Annotated in this window: 18 protein-coding genes; 10 read left to right on the top strand and 8 right to left on the bottom strand. The window is 33.5% G+C overall.

Going from position 1 to position 21,275, the window contains the following annotated elements:
* The first annotated feature begins 29 nt into the window (after positions 1-29).
* Complete coding sequence (locus ACN1AG_RS06795) at positions 30-875, top strand: foldase protein PrsA (RefSeq protein ID WP_367363902.1); 846 nt, start codon at positions 30-32, stop codon at positions 873-875.
* Between the two features lie 329 nt (positions 876-1,204).
* On the opposite strand, the gene ACN1AG_RS06790 is transcribed toward ACN1AG_RS06795, so the two are convergent.
* Positions 1,205-1,666, bottom strand: a complete 462-nt coding sequence (locus ACN1AG_RS06790; protein WP_367363903.1) for a hypothetical protein — start codon at positions 1,664-1,666, stop codon at positions 1,205-1,207.
* A 226-nt stretch (positions 1,667-1,892) separates the two neighbouring features.
* Complete coding sequence (locus ACN1AG_RS06785; RefSeq protein WP_367363904.1) at positions 1,893-2,471, bottom strand: disulfide bond formation protein B; 579 nt, start codon at positions 2,469-2,471, stop codon at positions 1,893-1,895.
* 396 nt (positions 2,472-2,867) lie between these two features.
* Between ACN1AG_RS06785 and ACN1AG_RS06780 the strand changes: the two genes are divergently transcribed.
* Together ACN1AG_RS06780 and ACN1AG_RS06775 are read left to right on the top strand one after the other, a co-directional pair.
* Positions 2,868-5,024, top strand: coding sequence for a Sca4 family protein (locus ACN1AG_RS06780; protein ID WP_417904820.1), 2,157 nt, complete (start codon positions 2,868-2,870; stop codon positions 5,022-5,024).
* Positions 5,025-5,632: 608 nt separating this feature from the next.
* Positions 5,633-6,112, top strand: coding sequence for a hypothetical protein (locus ACN1AG_RS06775; protein ID WP_417904819.1), 480 nt, complete (start codon positions 5,633-5,635; stop codon positions 6,110-6,112).
* A 590-nt stretch (positions 6,113-6,702) separates the two neighbouring features.
* On the opposite strand, the gene ACN1AG_RS06770 is transcribed toward ACN1AG_RS06775, so the two are convergent.
* The 6 genes from ACN1AG_RS06770 to ACN1AG_RS06745 form a co-directional block, all read right to left on the bottom strand.
* Positions 6,703-8,181, bottom strand: a complete 1,479-nt coding sequence (locus tag ACN1AG_RS06770) for a glutamate--tRNA ligase (protein WP_417904818.1) — start codon at positions 8,179-8,181, stop codon at positions 6,703-6,705.
* Between the two features lie 17 nt (positions 8,182-8,198).
* Complete coding sequence (gene topA / locus ACN1AG_RS06765; protein WP_417904817.1) at positions 8,199-10,613, bottom strand: type I DNA topoisomerase; 2,415 nt, start codon at positions 10,611-10,613, stop codon at positions 8,199-8,201.
* Between the two features lie 2 nt (positions 10,614-10,615).
* On the bottom strand, positions 10,616-11,755 hold the full coding sequence (gene dprA, locus ACN1AG_RS06760) for a DNA-processing protein DprA (RefSeq protein ID WP_417904816.1): 1,140 nt from the start codon (positions 11,753-11,755) through the stop codon (positions 10,616-10,618).
* A gap of 323 nt (positions 11,756-12,078) precedes the next feature.
* Entirely contained in the window at positions 12,079-12,681 is a 603-nt protein-coding gene (locus tag ACN1AG_RS06755) for a peroxiredoxin (protein ID WP_417904815.1), read from the bottom strand.
* Positions 12,682-13,444: 763 nt separating this feature from the next.
* A complete protein-coding gene (locus ACN1AG_RS06750; protein ID WP_417904814.1) occupies positions 13,445-14,473 on the bottom strand; it encodes an IS110 family transposase in 1,029 nt (342 codons plus the stop codon).
* Between the two features lie 245 nt (positions 14,474-14,718).
* Positions 14,719-16,488, bottom strand: a complete 1,770-nt coding sequence (locus ACN1AG_RS06745) for an ABC transporter ATP-binding protein (RefSeq protein WP_417904813.1) — start codon at positions 16,486-16,488, stop codon at positions 14,719-14,721.
* Positions 16,489-16,613: 125 nt separating this feature from the next.
* Here ACN1AG_RS06745 and ACN1AG_RS06740 point away from each other — a divergent pair, with 125 nt between their 5' ends.
* The 7 genes from ACN1AG_RS06740 (at position 16,614) to ACN1AG_RS06710 (ending at position 21,225) form a co-directional block, all read left to right on the top strand.
* Positions 16,614-16,871, top strand: a complete 258-nt coding sequence (locus ACN1AG_RS06740) for a DUF2671 domain-containing protein (RefSeq protein WP_367363911.1) — start codon at positions 16,614-16,616, stop codon at positions 16,869-16,871.
* Between the two features lie 100 nt (positions 16,872-16,971).
* Positions 16,972-17,466: a copper chaperone PCu(A)C gene (locus tag ACN1AG_RS06735; protein ID WP_417904812.1), complete on the top strand. Its 495-nt coding sequence runs from the start codon at positions 16,972-16,974 to the stop codon at positions 17,464-17,466.
* A gap of 428 nt (positions 17,467-17,894) precedes the next feature.
* Positions 17,895-18,461, top strand: coding sequence for a dCTP deaminase (gene dcd / locus ACN1AG_RS06730; protein WP_341747229.1), 567 nt, complete (start codon positions 17,895-17,897; stop codon positions 18,459-18,461).
* A 28-nt stretch (positions 18,462-18,489) separates the two neighbouring features.
* Positions 18,490-18,939, top strand: a complete 450-nt coding sequence (secB, locus tag ACN1AG_RS06725) for a protein-export chaperone SecB (RefSeq protein WP_341754311.1) — start codon at positions 18,490-18,492, stop codon at positions 18,937-18,939.
* Between the two features lie 257 nt (positions 18,940-19,196).
* Positions 19,197-19,958 (top strand): response regulator transcription factor CtrA, encoded by a 762-nt coding sequence (gene ctrA, locus ACN1AG_RS06720; protein ID WP_417904811.1) that lies wholly within the window; start codon positions 19,197-19,199, stop codon positions 19,956-19,958.
* A 217-nt stretch (positions 19,959-20,175) separates the two neighbouring features.
* Complete coding sequence (locus tag ACN1AG_RS06715; RefSeq protein WP_417904810.1) at positions 20,176-20,526, top strand: hypothetical protein; 351 nt, start codon at positions 20,176-20,178, stop codon at positions 20,524-20,526.
* Positions 20,527-20,550: 24 nt separating this feature from the next.
* A complete protein-coding gene (locus ACN1AG_RS06710; protein ID WP_417904809.1) occupies positions 20,551-21,225 on the top strand; it encodes a DUF5394 family protein in 675 nt (224 codons plus the stop codon).
* The last annotated feature ends 50 nt before the right edge of the window (positions 21,226-21,275 follow it).

Raw genomic sequence — 21,275 nt, 5'->3', positions numbered from 1 at the left:
CATAAACAATATATAATAATGGATAACAAATGAAAAGAACAACTATAATTTTTTTAGCTGCTAGTTTACTTGCGAGTAATGCTTTTGCTGATGAAGATAAAATTGTTGCTACCTACAAAGGTGGTGAAGTAAAAGAATCACAGGTTATGCAACAATTCCAACCTTCTTTAGATACCCAACCAAGTGCTAAAGGAAAAAAGTTTGCTGATTTCGATGCGAATATACAGGAAATGTTAGTAAAGGGCTATATTGATGCAAAATTGCTTGAGCAAGAAGCCAAGAATTCTAATATTGAATCTTCAAAAGAATTCCAATCTAAGTTGAATATCGTAAAAAACCAATTGGTTCAGCAAGAATTGATGGAGCGTTATGTAAAATCTCATGTTGATGAGAAAATGATTAATGCTGAATATGATAAATTAGTTGCTAGCCTAAAAGGAAAAGAGGAAGTAAAAGTAAGTCATATTTTGGTTGCAACTGAAAAAGAAGCAATAAATGTACAAAATAGACTTAAAAAAGGGGAAAAATTTGCTAAGCTTGCTAAGGATTTCTCAAAAGATGAAGGGTCTAAAGCAAATGGTGGAGAAATAGGCTATATTACTTCTGGACAGCTAGTGCCTGAATTTGAAGATAAAGCATTATCAATGAAAGTAAATGAAATCTCTGCTCCAGTTAAAACCCAATTTGGTTGGCATATAATTACTGTACTTGATAAAAGAGCTGCACAAATACCTTCTAAGGAGGAAGCTACTGCTGGTATAACCAATCAACTTAGTAGAGATGCTATATTAAAGTATGTTGCTGATCTTGAAAGTAAAGCTGATATCAAAATAATGTTACCAAAGTTACAAATAACAAATGAGACTAAAAAATAATCTAACACCTTAATTTGATGTAAGATATTGGTTTAATAGCCTAGGGTGTCATCCCTGCTAGGGTTAATGTCATTCCCGCGAAGGCGGGAATCTGGACCCCTGCAGGGGGGATGACATCGGAGTTGTTAAACCAATGTCTTACATGTCATCCCAGCGAAAGCTGGGATCTAAAACTATATAACATACCTTCATGCTATTTTTTTAGACCCCGCTACCTTCGCAGGGAGTGACAGCACTTCTATTATTATAGCTAAAAGTTAACTATAAAGATAGCTCCGGACACTAATGAACCCACGCAGGAATCAATCTGCCTTGATAATATTTTATCCTCAACGTGTTCTTGACCCCTCAAATGCTTTGCTAATCGCTTTACCTAGGGCTTCTGTTGATTTTGTAAAGTTATCATATGCTTTTCCACGTTCTTTTTCAGATTTACCAATAGATCCTATTAAAGCGATAGTAGATTTTAAAAAATCACCGAATTGAGTGATAACTTTTGGGGTTTTCATATCTTTCATAAAATTATCTTTGAGATTATTTAAGTCTTCAATTACTTCATCAACTGGACTTGCTTTATTCCCTATTTTTCTTGCCGCATCCCGCAAAGCTCTTGCAGCTTTTGGGCTTACTTGATCAACTTTAGAGTTAATTTTTTTAAATACATTTTGCACTTCGTCCATTATCTGATCATTATCTGGTATAGCGTCAACAATTTGTTCTACTTTCCGCTCTATTTTCTCTCCTAATCTTCTTGCCTTTTTTTCTACTTTTTCTACAAAGCTTTTTGACATTTTATCCTCCATTTATTGGTTATTATTAAAAATTTTTATGATGTCCTGTTATAGTAACCTCAGTTTGATGTAAGACATCGGTTTAATACCACGATGTCATCCCTAATGGCGATGATTACTTGAGCCTACTATTAATTTATTACATCAAACTGAGGTTATAGTAATATAATTAAACTTCTTGAAATAGTCGTCTTTTTTAAACAGAAATCTAATAAATTAAAATTACTTAACTACTACCAAATAATTGCTGTAAATTTTTCCATTCTAAGTAAGTTGTAGGATCGCTAGGACACATACTAAAACCACATTCAAAATAAGTTGCAAACACATTAACAAGAGTGATAATTATCAAACTAATCTCAATTAACGTAGGTACAAAACTAGGATAAAATTGTAGTATACTAAATTTACTTAGAATAAGGCTAACTATAGGGATTATAGACATTAATAGGATTAAAGAAAAAGAAATTATTGCTGACCATGTATAAAAATGTAACCCAAGAAAAGTATTACCATATCCTAAATCATGGGGTAAAATATGCAGCAAAACCTGCCTAATCCCTACCATCAACGTATAAACACTAGAGGTGAATATAATCATATCATATTTCCAAGAAGGATTATATATTATGCTAAGTAGTGCTCCAAGTCCGATAGCAATAAAACCGAATCTTTGTAATAAACATAAAGGGCAGGGTAGTTCATAATAAAAAAATTGGAAAATAAAGGCTACGACATTTGTTACTATACATAAAATAGCAATAGCAATATATATAATTGTAGGTCGGCTTAAAACTGGATTCATAACAAATTAAAATGAGATATTTAAGTGGTCAGTAGCATGTAAGTAAAAATAGATACTAGCTATTAAAAAATTAATATAAAATAATGGTATGATAAAATTATAGCTCTTTTGGGTATTTCTATGCCTATTAATTGTAAAAACATAAAACATTAAAATAAATATCAAGATCATAATTACCACTACTACTGCCTGTTAAAGCTTAGTTTGCCTCTAGGTAAAGAAAATGTCAAGATATAATTGCGTATATGCTTAGTGCTAATATTATTTATGATATAATTAAAGTGAATGAGCCTACTTTTTAAGGAAGTTGTCTTAAAAATAAAACAAAATAGTTGCTTTAAAGAAGAATATTATCTAGCATCAATATAATTAGAATTTAAGAATAGGGTGGTAAAAATGAGTAAGAGTGAAGAGAAAAATCCTAGAGAGTATTTTGATTATTATACAGACTTAATGATTGAAATAGATAAAGCTGGAGAAAAAGTAGACAGTAATGTAGAAGATACTCCAATTGAAAATGCAGCCATTGATTCTCTATTTGACTATCTACTTAAAATTCCAAATAGAGTTTCGGGAGATCATTCGATTGCACAAAAAAGCAAGGTTGCTGTAGTAAATGATGTATTAGACGGTTTTGCTGAAGCAATCAAGACTAATGCTGATGAATGTGAAAAGATAGGGGGAAATACTGAACAAGATGAGTTAACATTTAAGAAAGCTATAGTGTTTGAGAAACTAGCTGACAAATTGGCACAGTCCCTACAGCAAGGGAACATGCCTGATAGTTGGCAAGGATATGAAGGTAAGTTGCAGGCAATCATTGCTTCTACTAAAATAGAAGAACCTGCTAAAGAAGAACTTGCTCAGGACGTCTTTGTGTTGCAAGATTCTGCTGAGGAAAGTCTTAAAGAATTAGAAGACCCTTCTTTTGACGCTATCCGTACCTCTTCTTTTTCTGCTGCCGATCGAGATGTTGACCCTATAACCCAAGCAATTAGAAATCAAATCTTAACCAAGCAGAGGGAGCTAATAGTTGAAGCTCTAGTAAATAATAATATAGCACAACCAAAAGAAATTGGAGATATAACTAAATTTCGTGTGTACTGTGAAAATGAAGAAAACAAAGAGAAAATCAGTGAAGTTCTTAGAGGAGCTGAGTTAAAAAGAGCTTTAGAACAAGTAGAAATTGCCGGCTACAAAAATGTTCATACCCAGTTTACAGATAGATTTAGTACTATGGAATGGAAGGATGGAGTTGGAGAAAGTGGTAATGGTATTACTACTAAAACGCAGATAGTACGAGATGTAAATGACAACGAGATTGCTAGATTAACAGAAGCAACACATCAAATAAATCCTCCTCAAACAGTGCAAAAAAGTGATGGTACTACAGTAGCAATTAAAAATTATAGGACGATAGATTTTCCGATAAAACTTAATGATGGCGGTTCAATGCATTTATCGCTAGCGGTAAAGGATTCACTTGGCAGAAATATTGCCGCAAGTAAGGCTGTATATTTTACTGCTCACTATGATGATGATGGTAAGCTAATCGAGGTCAGTTCACCACGTCCAGTTAAGTTTAGTGGAACTAGTCCTAATGCAGTTGGGTATATAGAGCATGGTGGACAGATATATACCTTGCCAGTAACGCAAGAAAAATATAAAGCAATGATGAAAGAAGTAGCCCAAAACAAGGGACATGACGTGGATATTTCACAATCTATCGATACACCATCTGTGGACCGTATTATAACTTCCCCTCAGAAGACTGAAGAGCTGGGTAGAACAAAAGAGGCTGTGGTTTCTCTTGCTGACACGACCCAAGAGGAAGGAGTAAATGCAAGGGTTAATATTCTAGATAAGCCTCTTGATGCCCTAGATACCACACCTGTTCTAACACCAGAAAAAGCAAATGTAAAAGTAAATCCAAGGGGTAATATTCTAGATGAACCTAACCCCACTCTTCAAAATGCCCCCGTTCTAACACCAAAAGTAGTTGATAATGTTCGTACAGCTAGTAAATTAGTTGAGTCAAAGCCTGTTGAGGAAAGTGCAAAAGAGCTAGCACAATCCCTTAGGAAGAACCTAGAAACACGGGTAATTCCATCTCGAAAAACCAATGTTGAGATTATTGTACAAGCAGAAGAGATATATAAAAATTTGCAAAAAAAAGAACTTAAAAGTCAGGAACAATATATCAATGAAGAATTAAAAAAATTATCAACTCCTCAAGAACAGATAAAACTATTGCAGGAATTAGCACGGGTTGAAGCTGATAGAAGGGGAGAAAGAGTTAAAGAAATTGGTTCTGGAGGAGAGAAAGAAGCAAATGTAGGACCGGTTAGATTAAAAACAGAACAAAGGAGAGAAAGTACAAATGGATCTCCTCAAATAGGATACCAACAAAAAAGAGAACATGTTAATGTTAAAGATGATGTAAATTTACAAACATTCCTAAAGAATAGAATTGTTGAAATTAATCAAGAAGAATCCAAAAAGCTAGCTCCTGCTTTTAAAACTCGGAAGGTAGGAAGTCATGGTTTTCCCTAATTTAACCTGAGTTCGATGTAACAAGTTAATATACTCGATGAAAATCAACAATTGCGTTGTCGTTGTCCAAGACCTGTGGTACTCACGTAACCTCAGTTCGATATAAGAATTAATAATTCTTATATCGAACTGAGGTTATTGCTTACAATTTATCCTCTTTGGCATGTTTTTTTATTCTTAAAATAATTTATCACTTTTTCACTTATAGCGTAAGTTTTGCATTTTTAGTGTGGGCTTTTCTAAAAAGAACTGCACATAAAATAGGTAAGACGGTTTATCAAATAAAGTTAGGGTTTTTAGATCATTATATGCAACAGCAGCTGCGTTCACCCTCTTTACGCTATTTAGAACCTCACATTTTAACTTTGCTCTAAAAATAATTTATTGACATTTATTAATATTTTTTTATGTTGATTAACAGGCTTTATATATAAACTGTTAATTAACTGAGAATTTGTAAAAATAAGCTACCAGCTCTTTATTAGCTATTGAGACAGATTTATAAATAATTTATATAAGAGCATTAAGTAACTTCTAATACAAAAAGTATTAGTTAAACTAAGCTTATATAGCGAGTCTTTTTTAATAATTTAAGAAAGGAAATCAAAATGCTTAAGAATATAAACAATACAGTTAATAAAGTGTTAACTGCAGGCGTCGCATTTGTGGGTACGGCTGCTGCGGTTGCATTTAACACAACCTTAAACTATGTGAATGAAGTTAGTAGTAATAACTCAACTATTGATGCTGAAACTGATCCTGATGAATTGGCAAAAGATATAGTTAATGCATGTAAGAATGGTTTTACACCAGAATGTAAACAGGCAATATTTATTCCCTTGGTTATTGCAGTGGTTGGTGCTGGTTTAACAGCAGTGGCTGTTGGAAAAAAAAAGATTCTGAAGTATATTTCAGATTGGGCTAATACAGGAGAAGAGGCTGAAGTCCCTCATAAGATAGATACCCCAGACTTTCCTACTGTAAAATATCAACCTACAGCACAAGATGAGCATAAAGTAGAGCTAGCCGGTATAAGTTCACTTACAGAGCATGTAATATGTAATGAAGGTGGACCTGAAGTAATATAGTAAAGTTATAATTAACTTTACTATGACCCCAATTTTAAAGTAACCTGAATTCGATGTAACTTGTTATATCAAATTCAGGTTAAGTTATTTTAGACCCCTGCCTACGCAGGGGTGACATCGTAGTGTTTATGTCATTCCCGCTTTGGTCAGGAATCTAGAAAAATGACCAAGATAGGTTGTTAAGTTATTTTAGACCCCGCTACCTTCGCAGGGGTGACATCTGCGAAGGGGCAGGGGGGTGACATCCGAAGGGGAATCAGGGGGGTAACACTCATAGTACCCTAATTTTTCTATAATCGTCATAGCAAGGCTCTTTAGATGCCGTGGCGATCTAGGTAAACAGCGGAGCTGTTTTTTTAGAGTAACGCTTCGCGTATCCTAGATTGCCGCGTCGCCGCTTTCAGCGACTCCTCGCTAATAGACGATCAGCAGCCATTTTAATAGTGGTTATATAAAAAATGTAGGGTACTATGGGTAACACCCCACCCATAACAGTAATGATATACTCAAATCATTTGAGTATATCATTACTTACGTTGGCTTTTTGATCCAGCGGGCAACCGTTGCTGAGAATGACATCAACACAAAAATCAACTTAATCTTTTTATAATTTCTTCTCTGCGAAGTAAGGGTAATATTACTGACATTTCCGGTCCGGATGGCATTCCTGTTATGCTAAGCCTTAGAGGTAAGAATACATCCTTGCCCTTTTTACCAGTAACGACCATAATTTTTTTAGTCCATATGCTCCAGCTGTCGAGGGTTATTGGTTCGTCTGGTAACAATATAGCTGCCTGTTTTAAAAAATCTTTATCTAAGCCTTCAACTTTAGATGGTGAGTAACAAATATTCCACCAATCTTTTATTTCATATAATTTTTGCAAATTAGCTCTCACTGCCAACCAAAACTGTTCAGTTACTTGCTCAGCCTTAATCTCTCTTAAGCGATCTTTTACTTCATCAAAACTAAGGCTAATTAGTAATTTATGATTCAGACGTTCTAATTCTTCCGGCAAATAAGTTGTTGGACTTTTAGAAAAATTATTAATGTCAAACTCTTTTATTAGCTGATCTAAATTCTTAAACGATACAATACTTGATGACGAACCAATTAAACTAAAAAAACTATTAATTGCCATTGGTTCTAATCCAATTTCATCCCTTAGAGCAGCGATCTCAAACCCTCCTATTCTTTTAGATATTTTTTCATCTCGGCTAATGACTAGACCAAGATGAGCAAAATTCGGTATATACCCTTCGCCTTTCAAGTATTGGCGTTGTTGTACTTCGGGACTTCGCGTACTCACGTAGGTTTTACTACGCTCCGTTCGCTCGCCACTCGTACGCCTAGCCAACTCTTGAAATTCATCGGGTATACTCTTTTGATTTGAGTATAGCTCTCCCTGTAGTGCTTCAAACATTTGTAGTTGAATCGCCGTATTAGTTACATGATCTTCGCCCCTAATAATATGGGTAATCGAATAATCAATATCATCAATGACTGAACAAAGCATATAAGTCATACTATTATCTTCTCTGATAACTATCGGATCACCAAGATTCTTCCCATCATATTTAACTTCACCCTTAATCATATCTTGCCACATAATTGGAGTATGCGATACCAAAAATCGATAATGCGGCTTTCTTCCTTGACTAATATAATCATTTATTTGTTGTTGAGTCAAATTCAAAGCTGCCCGATCATAGATGGGGGGGAGTCCTCTTGATAATTGTAATTTACGTTTCAGTTCCAGCTCTTCTTGCGTCTCAAAACAAGGATATAATCTATTTTTTTGCAATAATAATGTTTTTACAGCTTCATATTTAGCAAGTCTATTAGATTGGCAAAAAGTTTGATCCCAGTTAAGCCCTAGAAATTTCAAATCCTGTTCAATGGCATTTTTATATTGTTGTTTGCTACGTTCAAGATCGGTATCATCAAACCTTAAAATGAATATGCCATTATGCTTTCTAGCATATAACCAATTTATAAGAGCTGTCCTACTATTACCTATATGCAGCATACCTGTTGGTGATGGTGCGAATCTTGTGATAACCCTTCCCATAATTTTATCTTAACCGCTTATTGTACTTTTTTCTTTCTTGTTTTTTTTTTTGCTGTAGCCTTCTTTTTAGAAGTTTTTGTTGCAACTATCACCTGTTTGCCATTATCTTTCTCTTGTTTATTCTTTAACTTATTATTACTAGCTTCAATTATTTCTACAGCGATCTCTGTTGTTATGGTAAAAGGATCGTATCTTTTTGGTATTGAAATAAACCTATCAAGATATTTAAGATACGGACCATATCTACCTATACCAAGTATAATCTCTTGTTGAGATTCAGGATGTAAACATAATTTAACTGGCAACTCAAGCAACCTCATAGCTAAATCAAGAGTAACATCACTTTGTGCAATAGAAGGTGGCAACGATGCACGTTTTGGTTTTTCACCCTTGGCAACTTGCTCACTAGTCTGTACATATAAACCATATGGGCCTTTCTTTAGAAAAACATCAAAACCATCCTTATTTACTCCTAATAGTTTGTTCTCTTCCATAGTAGCAACATCATCACTATTTTTAGAGGTAATTTGTTTTTTGAAAGTACATTCTGGGTAATTACTACAAGCTAAGAATGCTCCAAACTTACCAAGTTTCAGACCTAATTGACCTGTAGAGCAGGATGGGCAAATTCTTGAATTGTTACTTTCTGACTTTTCTCCAAATAAGTGATAATCTAAGGCTTCTTCAACATAAGTAATTATATCAGATATTTTCTTTCCACTAACTACTTCTACATTATTATTAAACCCATCCCAGAATTTTTTTAGTAAAGACTTCCATTCTATTTTACCTTCTGCCACCTCATCTAAATCATTTTCAAGATCAGCTGTGAAATCATATTCCACATATTTCTTAAAAAAACCTGTCAAAAATGTTGTAACTAAACGCCCTAATTCCTCTGGAAAGAATCGTTTTTTCTCAACAACTACATATTTTCTATCTTGCAACACTGATATAATTGAAGCATAAGTAGACGGGCGACCAATACCAAGTTCCTCAAGCCTCTTTACTAAACTAGCTTCAGAATATCTTGGGGGCGGATCAGTGAAATGTTGTGCTGGATTCACTGAATCTGTAATTAATTTCTCTCCTTCTTTTAGCGGTGGTAGAAGCCTATTTTCTTCTTCTGTTTCATCATCTAGACCTTCTCGATAAATTTTATAAAAACCATCAAACGCAATAATTGAGCCATTTGCTCTGCATGTAAATTCTTTATCTTCTGTATCAAGCTGAGCTACTACCAAATCAATAATAACATTTTCCATCTGGCAAGCTACCGTCCTCTTCCAAATTAGGTCATAAAGCTTGTAATAATCTTTATCTAGTTTATCCTTTAACTTTTCTGGTAGCAGGGTAATATCAGTTGGTCTAATCGCTTCGTGAGCTTCTTGGGCATTTTTAGCTTTAGATTTATAAACTCGTTGGCTAGTTGGCAGATATTTATCCCCAAAATTCTTATCTATCAACTGACGTATTTGCTCAACAGCTTCACTAGCAAGAGTTGTCCCGTCCGTTCTCATATAAGTGATCAAACCTATAGTTTCATTACCTATATCCATACCTTCGTAAAGTTTTTGGGCAATTTGCATAGTCTTCTTAGCAGTAAACCCTAATTTTCTTGCAGCTTCTTGCTGCAGCGAAGAGGTAATAAAAGGCGGTTGCGGTTGACGTTTTTGCTGTTTTTTTTCTATAGCTGCAACATGAAAATTCTTTAATTTTATTTTCTCGACTAGATCATTGGCAGCCAGTTCATTAGTAATTGAGAATTTCTCTAATTTTTTACCATTAACATGAGTTAATCTCGCTAAAAACGGTTCATTATTACTATTAAGAACATTAAGACTAATATCCCAATATTCTTGCGATTTAAAACGTTCAATTTCATCTTCTCGTTCGCAAATAAGTCTCAGTGCTACAGACTGCACTCTTCCGGCTGATCTACATCCTGGCAATTTACGCCATAATATCGGCGATAAAGTAAATCCTACCAAATAGTCTAATGCCCTCCTTGCTTGTTGAGCATTAACCAAATCAATATCAATTTTTCTTGGGTTTTCAATTGCATATAAAATAGCTTTTTTTGTAACTTCATCAAATGCTACTCTTTTAAAGAAATCACTAGATTTAACCAAGTTTTTTTCTTTTATTATTTCTGCAACATGCCAAGCAATTGATTCTCCTTCTCGGTCTCGATCTGTTGCTAGATAAATCATTTCAGCTTTGGCAGCATCTTTAGTTATTGCTTCAACATATTTTTCTGCTTTATCTGATATAATATATTTCATAGCAAAATCTTCATTTGGCAGAACTGAACCATTTTTAGATGGTAAATCTCTAATATGTCCAAACGAAGCAATAACTTTAAAACCATTATCTAGATATTTATTTATCGTTTTCGCCTTTGCTGGCGATTCTACTATTACTAATTTCATATTTATTTATAAATTAAAGATATCTTGTTGCCAGGATATCTAGTTATTTTTCCAGCCAGTTCTAGCTCCAGTATTATCATATATATAACCTGCAAAGGTAGCTGCGTTTGATGCAAACAATCAAAATCTATAGGAGTTGAAGATAAAAGCTCCTTAACTTTCATACGCATATCGTTGGTAATTGGATTAGCATATTTTACATCTAACGCTTTAAACTGGTTATTCTCAGCTGAATCATTTGCCACATCCTTAGATTTGCTGACAACCTTAGAAAAATGTGGTAGATTAGTTACTATATCTTGGGTAGATTCCACCATGTATGCTCCTTCCTTGATAAGTTTATTAGTACCCTGACACCTAGGATCTAGCGGAAATCCTGGCACTGCAAATACTTCTCTATTCTGTTCTAAAGCAAACCTTGCTGTTATTAATGATCCAGATTTTAGGCTTGCCTCAATTACTACCGTTCCAAGAGATATACCAGAAATCAATCGATTACGCTGTGGGAAATGTTGTCCAAGAGGTTTTGAACCTATTGGTAATTCAGCAATTATTAACCCCTCTTGCTGAATTTGTTCGAATAATTTAACATTTTCTAAGGGGTAAACATGATCAATTCCTCCAGCTATAACTCCTATTGTTTTAGAGGTATTAACTTGATGTACTGCCGTATCAATACCTCTTGCAAGTCCAGAAACCATTATATAATCTGCGTCTGTCAATTCCTTAGCGATTTTAGCTGCAAAAGCACGACCATTTACTGAAGCATTTCTTGCTCCAACAATTGCTAAACATCTTTCGTGTGATAATAACCCGATATTGCCCTTATAACTTAGTATCGGCGGGCAATCAAAAATCTCTAACAATAACCTTGAATATTCTAGAGACTTATAGGTAATAATTTTGGCGTTATTCTTTTCCAAAAGCTCAAGTTCTTTACTTGCCTCACTTTGTGAAAATACCTTTACTGGTTTAGAGCGTCCACCTCGCAGCGAAAATTCTTGTATATTTTCAATTGCAGTACTACTACTACCAAATAACTTTATTAAACTCCAAAAAGTTCTCGAACCAACATTTTCACTCCTAATTAGTCTTAGAATATCAATTGTTTCTTTTGTATAAGATACTCGGTTAGTATCCAAAAATAGCTCCTTAAGCATCAAATCTCTTTTGTAGTACTAATGTCAAAACGATGTCATCCCAGCGAAAGCTGGGATCTAATAATGTTTAATAGTCTTTCAGGCTATTTTTTTAGATTCCCGCCTACGCGGGAATGACAGCTCTGGGTAGTAACTACAACTGTAGTATTAGCGTAGTTAATAATGGGAAATGGTATTATCCCTTGAATGATATTTGCAGTATATAGCAAAATTTTTTCCCACTAAGTAAAAAAATAAAAAAACAATTAATTTCTAACTAGGGAAGTTTAAAAATTACAACTAGCAGTAGAAACCCACGCTATATACTATAATTTTTCTGCATTAGAAGCTAAGTAATCTGCCACTCCTTTATGTGATGGGGTAATGCCTTCATCACCTTTATGCCACCCAGCTGGACATACTTCACCATGCTTTGCATTATAGTCTAGAGCATCTATCACTCTTATTACTTCATCAATATTTCTACCAATTGGGAAATCGTTAACTAACAAGTGCCTTACTATAAATTCTTCATCAATAACAAAAGTACCACGCAGTGATATTCCATCATCATGAAGTACATTATAACTATGTGAGGCACTTTTATTAAGATCTGACACCATGGGAATTTGGATATTACCAACACCACCTTTATTGTAAGGAGTATTCTTCCAAGCCAAATGAGAAAAATGCGAGTCAACGCTTATTGCTAGTAACTTTGTATTTCTCTCAGTAAATTCTCCTAATCTATTATTAAAGGCTATAATTTCTGATGGACAAACAAAAGTAAAATCTAGGGGATAAAAAAACAATACAACTTTATGACCCTTAGCATAATTTTTAAGATTAAATTCAGATTCTATACTATTATCAGGCATAATAGCTTTAGCTGTAAAATCCGGTGCAGCTTTTCCAACGAATACTTGCATTTTAAATTCCTTCAATTTCAAGTGATTAAAAATAATTATTATTCTAACCCCCTTCGATGTCACCCCTGCGTAGGCAGGGGTGACATCGAAGGGGAATCAGGGGTAACATCAACCCTAACAGGGATGATACTGATAACAAGTTATATCGAACTCAGGTTAAGTAAGATTGACAAATCAGCCTTACGACAATTTGAAGTCCTTCGATCCCGGTGCGAGCGTTCGCACCGAAGGCTCTCACTTGCCTAAGATGACGCCGCCGACTTAAACCGGACACTAGTGTGTCTACGCAGGGATAACACCTAGGCTATTAAACAGATGTCTTACATCGAACTCAAATTATGATACACAAAATAATAATGTATTACAATACCAAATCTTAAATGAATTAGCAGGATAATTTAAAAATTGCAATCAATAGTTGAGTGCGTGCCATGATTGGAAATGGTATTACTACCCAGAGCTGTCATATATGGACGAGTAAGTAAGTCAATAAGAAAAATGATGCGGGAGTAATAAAAAAATAAGCTGTCATATATTCGGCATCTAATGCCATAATAGTTTTCGCATTCCACGCAATCCTTGGAGTTATCCACTCATTCTTACGGCTTCTAGAGCCTTGACATAAAATCTCGGACTTGTTTTTGGAATGCCCATTTATTATCTCCAATCACTTTCGCTTATATCGTACCTCTTAAATCCTATTTACTTACTTCTTCTTTTTATATAGATAAAATACAGATAAATCTATATACACCACCAACTATCAAGCATATGCACATTTTCTTGTAACACATACATACGCTATTCTAGCTAATTTGTTTGCTATTGCCACAGCAGCCTTATTAAAGCTCATCCTTTCCAGCAATTTCTTTGCCCATTGCACTAAATGATCAGTAGGATCCTTTTGTATTTTTGCTCTGATTGCAATAGACCTTGCTCCTTGTATCAGCATAGTTCTAACATATCTATCTCCTTTCTTAGTGATAGATCCAAGACTTGTTTTACCACCTGTGCTATTTTGCTTAGGCACTAATCCCAAACTTGCAGCAAAACTTCGACAATCATCATAATTTTCATATGCTGCTGTGCTTAGTATATTAGCATTAATTTCTCCAATACCTGGTATTGTTTTTAATAAAGTAGCTATTTCAGATTCTTTATTTATTGCTATTAGCTGTTTATCTATTGCTGATTCTTGTATTAATAACGTAGCAATTTTTTCAGCTATTACCTTCATTTCCTTATACATTCTCTCTGAAATCACACCAGCATTTTTGGCATCTTCTACTATATTTAATGCCTCACGGGCAAATTTAGATTTACTCATTTTTATGTAATAACCAAATTCAAGTAAATCACTCATTAAACCATTACTATATTGTACTCTTTGTCTAATAATATGTTGCCGACGTTTATGTAACCAACTAATCTCTTGTTGTGATATATTTTTTATACGAACCGATTTTAACTCCGGATCTTTTCCTGCTCTTGCTATTGCCAAAGCATCATTTGTATCATTTTTTTGCCGAGTTTTTGCAAAAGCTTTTACATCACATGGTTTAAGTAATTTTACTGTAAAACCTGATTCCATAAACTTATTGCTCCAATAATGACAACTGCCACATGCTTCCATTACCAATAAACTATTCTTGGGAATGTTTGTTAAAATGTAGTCTTCAAATTCTTCTCTGTGTAATTTTTTAGCTAATATTTTTTCACCATCTTTATTTAATGCAACAATATGAAAAATTGTTTTTGCTAAATCAATGCCTAGTATGTTAATATCTTTCATGGTATGGACTCCTTTTTAATTATTAAATAGTATAATTATGTGACCGAATTATATTCGTGATCACGGGAGTAAGTAAAGTTTCTTTTACTTACTCGTCCATACCATCATTCTTAGCAACGGCGGGAATCTAAAAAAACAGCCTAAAAGACTATTAAACATTATTAGATCCCAGCTTTCGCTGGGATGACATCGTTTTGAGCGTAGTTAATAATGGGAAATGGTATAATAAATAATCAGCAATTTCTTTAAATTATTAAGCCTTTTACTTGTGATTTCCATAGTTTTTTGTACAATTTACTGTTTTTTAGTAATTCCTCATGTTGTCCATCTTCAACTATGCTACCTTCATTAAAAACCAAAATTCTATCCATATTCAACAAAGTTGATAATCTATGAGCTATAGCTAATACAGTTTTATTTTGCATTAAGTAATATAGAGAATCTTGTATCAACTCCTCAGTCTCACTATCTAGACTACTTGTTGCTTCATCAAGAATTAATATTGAAGCATTCTTTAATATGGCCCGTGCTATTATTATTCTCTGTCTCTGACCACCTGACAAGTTATTACCCCTTTCACCACATAAGCTTTGGTATCCTTCTGGTAGACCCTCAATAAATTCATGTATATGAGCTAATTTTGCTGCCTCTATTACCTCTTCTAAGCTAGCATCTTTTTTTCCATATCTAATATTATCCATGACTGTCCTATGAAATAGGATCGGTTCTTGCGGTATTATACTAATATTTTCTCGTAAAGAGTCTTGTGTGACATATCTAATATTTTGCCCATCAATTAGAATTTCTCCTTGGTCTATATCGTGCAACCGTGTAATAAGATTAATAAAAGTTGTTTTTCCTGAACCAGAAAACCCTACTAATCCGACCTTTTGTTGACTAAAAATTGTAACGGATTTATTCTCAAATAAATTATTATTATGATAATATTTAAAACTAACATTTTTAAATATTATCTCACCTGTTGTAACTTTTAGAAGATGGGCATTCTCAATATCTTCTATAATATGAGGTTTCATTAATGATACACTTTGATTAAAAGAACCAAACTCTTCGAACATATCTCCTACTTCCTGCGTTAGATCCCAAATTTCACTACTAACCGTTATAGACAAAGTAAGTATCAATACGCAATCTCCTATAGTTATTTGCATTTGACTACGAAGCTGAGCTAGATAATAAACCATTATACAAATCATTATAGAACAAGCTATGCCTAGTACAATACGTAGCTTAAACATAAAGAGTTGCATAATTTGTTCATTAACTACAGCATCATCTATTCTTACTTCTAGATTCTGACGTTCAAATTTATGAGAAGTAAACATCCGTATTGCACCAATATTTGCAATTGCATCAACAATACTGCCGGCAACTATTGATTTGCTTCGTGCATAATTTACTGAATATTTGTTTATTGTACTTGAACAGATAACGCTAGTCCCTACAAAAACACAAATATGTATAAGGAATATAGTAGCAAATATTTGATGTACCCAGTACATTGTTCCAAGAGCAAAAACAATTATAGCTAGTTTGTATAGAATTTTCTCTCCAAATAAAGACAAAACTATTTCAAAAGATCTAGCTCCTTCAGTAATACGATTGGTAATATGACCAGCAAGGTTTTCTTGAAAAAATCTATGATTATGGTACTGAGTGTAATTATACATTTTGTCTAATATCTGAGCTTTGATATACGGCATTGTTTTTAGATAAATATAATCATAAATTCGCCACATAGTATTTACACATACCCACCAAAATGCATATATTATTGCCCAAAATAACATGGAGGAAGGTAGGTCTTTAACTGTTTCATCAGAAAAAGACTCAATCAAATTTATAATTTTTTGTAGCAATACACTATCAACAGCTGGTATCATCCCCCGTATTATGCATAACAACCCTAAAATAGTTAGTTTAATTCTGTTTTGCTTTAAAAAATAGAAAAATAACCCTATTGCAGACTTTGAAAAATCAAAACCTTCTAGCACAGCACACACCTCATTACAAAAAAAACTAATTAGACTAAATAACCTAAATTAACCTAACAACAAACTCTTGCCACCTTATTACTAAACTGTTATAAAAACGTACACAATATCTGAAGTTGTTTAGAATGAAAGAAAAAAACGTACCTATTTTGAATACCCCAACTAAGAAAACTATAAGCTCATTAGATACTGAGAATAATCCCTTTTTTAATGTTAAGTATATTTGTCAATCAACGACTCTAATTACTGAATCTATACAAAAAGGCTTTGATGTTGCCCAGTTACCTAATGGAGATATTACAGTTACAGAAATTAAAACAGTAAATGTTCACTATCATTGGGATTCTGTTAAACAAAGATTTGTTAAAGTAAGCCAAAGTTAGCATTATACACTATAAATATATTATTTTTTTGCAAAATATACTTAGTGTATGTATAATTAAGTGACTCGAGTGTGTAATTAATTTAATTTATGGTAATAATATGCTACTTAAGAACATAGTAACCCTCATTGCTGTTACTTTATATTTCAGCCTATCAATATGTTTTGCAACTACTACGCCAAGTAATAACAATCCAGCAGCATCATTAGAAGCATCAACTCCTACTGCATCAACTGAATCTATTAAAATACTAAATGCTTGGGCAAGAGATTCTGCTACTAATAATTCTGCAATATATTTTGAGATTTTTAATGACTCTAACCTCGATTACAATTTGGTAAATGTTTCTTCAGATATAGCTAACAAGGTTGAATTACATAAAAGTTTTGTTGATGAAAAAGGGGTTAGCAGAATGGTAAAACTCGATAAGCTAGTCATTCCAGCTAAAAGTAGTGCTATTTTACAACCGGGTGGTATGCATATTATGCTCTTGGATCTAAAAACCATACTAAAAGTTGGTGATCACTTTGATTTATCCTTATATTTCGATAATGGTCTTCAGAAAGTTGTTCAAGTAGAAGTAAAAACAAAGTAGTTAGTCGTTTTTATAATGAATGGATATTTATACACCTTATGTGCCAGCTATCGTTAACTCTAGTATCGGTAATAGTCTAGATGTCATCTACGCTGGCAAAGCCTCTCTTGGTTATTGTTCCCATTCTTTAGATCATCCGAGTATACCCTTCGCCTTTCAAGTGTTGGTGTTGTGGCACGATGGGACTTCGCGTAGGAACAACGGTTTGACTACGTTCCGCTTACTTGCCACTCGTACGCCTAGCCAACTCTTGAAATTCATCGGGTATATACGCGAATCTCCCACATTTTTGCGAAACTAATTCTTTAAAGCAGAAGAGTATATAAATATTTTAATGAGGCTGCCCTGCTAATTAAAGTTTTAGTACTTTTAATTTTTAACTATATCATTTATATTCGAGAATTTAAACATAGTATGTGTAATTATATATGACCATTATGTCTGATAATTGGATAAGAAAAATGTGTATAGAACACGATATGATTGCACCTTTTACTGATACGCAGGTTAGATTGAATAATTCAGAGAGAATTATTTCTTATGGTTTATCTTCATACGGTTATGATGCAAGAGTTTCGAAGGAATTTAAAATATTTACTAATATTAATTCGGCAATAGTTGATCCAAAAAATTTTGATGAATATAGTTTAGTAGACAGAGAGGTTGATGTTTGTATTATTCCACCAAACAGTTTTGCCTTAGCAAGAACAATTGAGTATTTTAAAATTCCAAGAGATGTGCTAGTTATCTGTGTTGGCAAATCAACCTATGCAAGATGTGGTATAATTGTTAACGTAACGCCGTTAGAACCGGAATGGGAAGGGCATGTGACATTAGAGTTTTCCAATACTACCCCACTGCCAGCAAGAATTTATGCTAATGAAGGAGCATGTCAATTTTTGTTTTTAAAAGGTGATCAAACTTGTAATATATCTTATGCCGATCGTTATGGGAAATATATGAAACAAAAAGGTGTTACCCTTCCAATAACTTAAAATTTAAAATGTAAAGGACTATATTATTATGAAAGATACTAACCAAAAAGAAATGCCTCATATCGCTGTTAATGCACAATACATAAAGGATTTGTCTTTTGAAAATCCAGATGCTCCGAGATCTTTAGTATCTTTGGAACGTAATCCACAAATTGATTTATTCCTAGACCTCAATATTTCTAATTTACCGGAAGAGAATTTTTATGAGGTAGAATTAAGTATAGAAGCTAAAGCAATGAGTGAAAAGCATAAACTATTTATAGTAGACCTAAAATATGCGGGGGTTTTTAATTTAATTAATATAGAGGAAGATCAACACCAAATAATACTAGCAATTCATTGTCCAGCAATGATTTTCCCATTTGCTAGAAAAATTATTGCTGATGTTACTCAGGATGGCGGTTTCCAACCATTGATGATTGACCCGATTGATTTTGGTGCTTTATATCATAAAAAAATGCAAGAAAATGATAATTAACCAAGTAATATTTATTTGATATATACTCAAATGATTTGGAGCATTGGATTCGAAAATGAGGGGCAAGCGAACGGAATGTACATGAGTACGCGAGTCCTTGATATTTTCAAAAAACAATTTTTCACAGCAGAAGAGTATAGTTGAATCTTATTTTGATAAAATTACTTGCTCTTATAGAGATAAAATGAGAACATAGACTATGTAATAAAGAATAATAAATTAATATTATAGAAAAATTTGTTAATGGGAGAAATGTCATGAGGGTACTGTTAGTAGAAGATAATAGTGATATAGCTAGTTCTATTGAATTAACCTTAGCTTCAGAAGGAATTATTTGTGAGGTGGTGGAGTTTGGTACAGAAGGAATAGAAATAGCTAAAATTTATAATTATGATTTAATTATTTTAGACCTGATGTTGCCAGATATTAGTGGATTCGAAGTCCTACTGAGATTACGTTCTGCTAAAGTAAAAACACCTATACTGATTTTATCAGGTATTACTACAGTTGATCAAAAAATCAAAGGACTTACGTGTGGGGCAGATGATTATATCACAAAACCATTTAACCGCGAAGAGTTAATTGCTCGTATTTATGCAATTGTTCGTCGTTCTAAAGGACATTCTGAGTCAGTGGTTAGGTTTGACAAGGTAAGTATTCATCTTGATACTAGAATTGTAGAAGTTGATGGAACAAGGATTCATTTAACGAATAAGGAATATGCTATTTTAGAATTATTAGTCTTACGTAGGGGAACAGTACTGAATAAGGAGATGTTCTTAGACCATCTTTATAGTAGTGTTGATGAGCCGGAGATTAAAATTATAGACGTATTTGTATGCAAATTACGTAAGAAATTAGCTGATGCTGCTGGTGGTACAAACTACATTGATACAGTATGGGGACGTGGTTATATGTTGAAAGAATATGATGAACAAGAAACATTATTGCATCATTTTCAAGGAGAAGTTATTGAACCATCTCTAGAATCAGAGGTAGAAGATAACAAAGAGTCGTGATACTCGATGAAAATCAAGAATTGCGTTGTCGTCTTCAGGGATCGTAGGTAGCCACGTACTAAATGTACGCCTAGCACCTCGACCCTTTGACTCCTAGCACTTCATAATTTTTATCTTCGTCTATCAACTCTTCATTTACGAGTAGTATAATAAAATAAAAGATTATGATTTTTATCAAAGATATGACAGAAACTTAATTTAATATAGATAGAGCATCATGATACCTAGCAAGATAGAATTAACCGGTAAAGTCTATATTAAATATGTTGATCCTATACCAGCACCAGATGTCGGGGATGTTAAGCTTTTATTAAATGATGATGCATTGAGTCTTAATAAAGGAGATTATGATAACTTAAAGTCAAGTGGTTATATTAAAGCAAAAATTTTTGATGGACTTGTTTGGCAAAATATTAGTATAAGTGAGTTATGTCTCGAAAAAGAACATAAATTTACCAAAAAACAAAAATCTATTGACTCAGCCTTACTGTGCCGAAGTATAATTGAAAAACATCGGGGAGTCACGTTGTACCGAACTTATAGAGGACATTTTACTACTCAAGAATAGACTTCGTAAACAGGGGACTAATAAATGGAAACAGATGATAAAAAACCAAAGGACTCTAGAAAATTGGCAGACCAAATTAAGGATGCATTAGTAGGCATCACTGATGATGAACTTGGATCTGATGAGGCGATGGAAATTTTCAATGAGTTAAGTAAAAACGATGCTTTCGAACAGGAAATAGAACAAATATTGGCTTGTCTTAATGAGCAAACAATGGATCTAACAAAATTACAGACACAGATCATCCTATTAATAAAAAAATATTTAGGTAAACTTGGACACAAGAAATTAGAAAAATTAGGTGTTAAAATTGATGAGAACCTTGTTAGTAAGAATGTTGCTGAAGTAAGTAGTTACTTAATGCAACAACATTCGCAATTGGTAAAAGAAGCTAACCGAGGTTTGATAAAATCAAAAGATAAGCTACAAGGTATAAGTAATCAATCTAGATTGGAAGCAAGACGTTTAGTGAAAAATTTTGCTTTATACCAAGTTTATAAGTTCATGAACCCTAAAAGAATAGCTGGAGAAACAAAGGAAGAAAATTTTGCTTATAATATGATTAGAGGGGGGATAGATCTAGCTAAAAAATATGAGGGTGGATCGAAAAGTGATCTTAAATCTTATTCTCCAGAATTTATCAAAAAATTAGATAAGGCTCATCAGAATTTTAAAGGTAGTGGCAGGACAATTTATTGATTAAGTTATTGATTAATGCGAGTTACCCATTATGGATTGTTTTATGCTCC

Origin of the sequence: Candidatus Tisiphia endosymbiont of Micropterix aruncella (assembly GCF_965178575.1) — a bacterium.
Taxonomy (GTDB): domain Bacteria; phylum Pseudomonadota; class Alphaproteobacteria; order Rickettsiales; family Rickettsiaceae; genus Tisiphia.
This window is presented reverse-complemented; position numbering and strand designations above follow the sequence as displayed.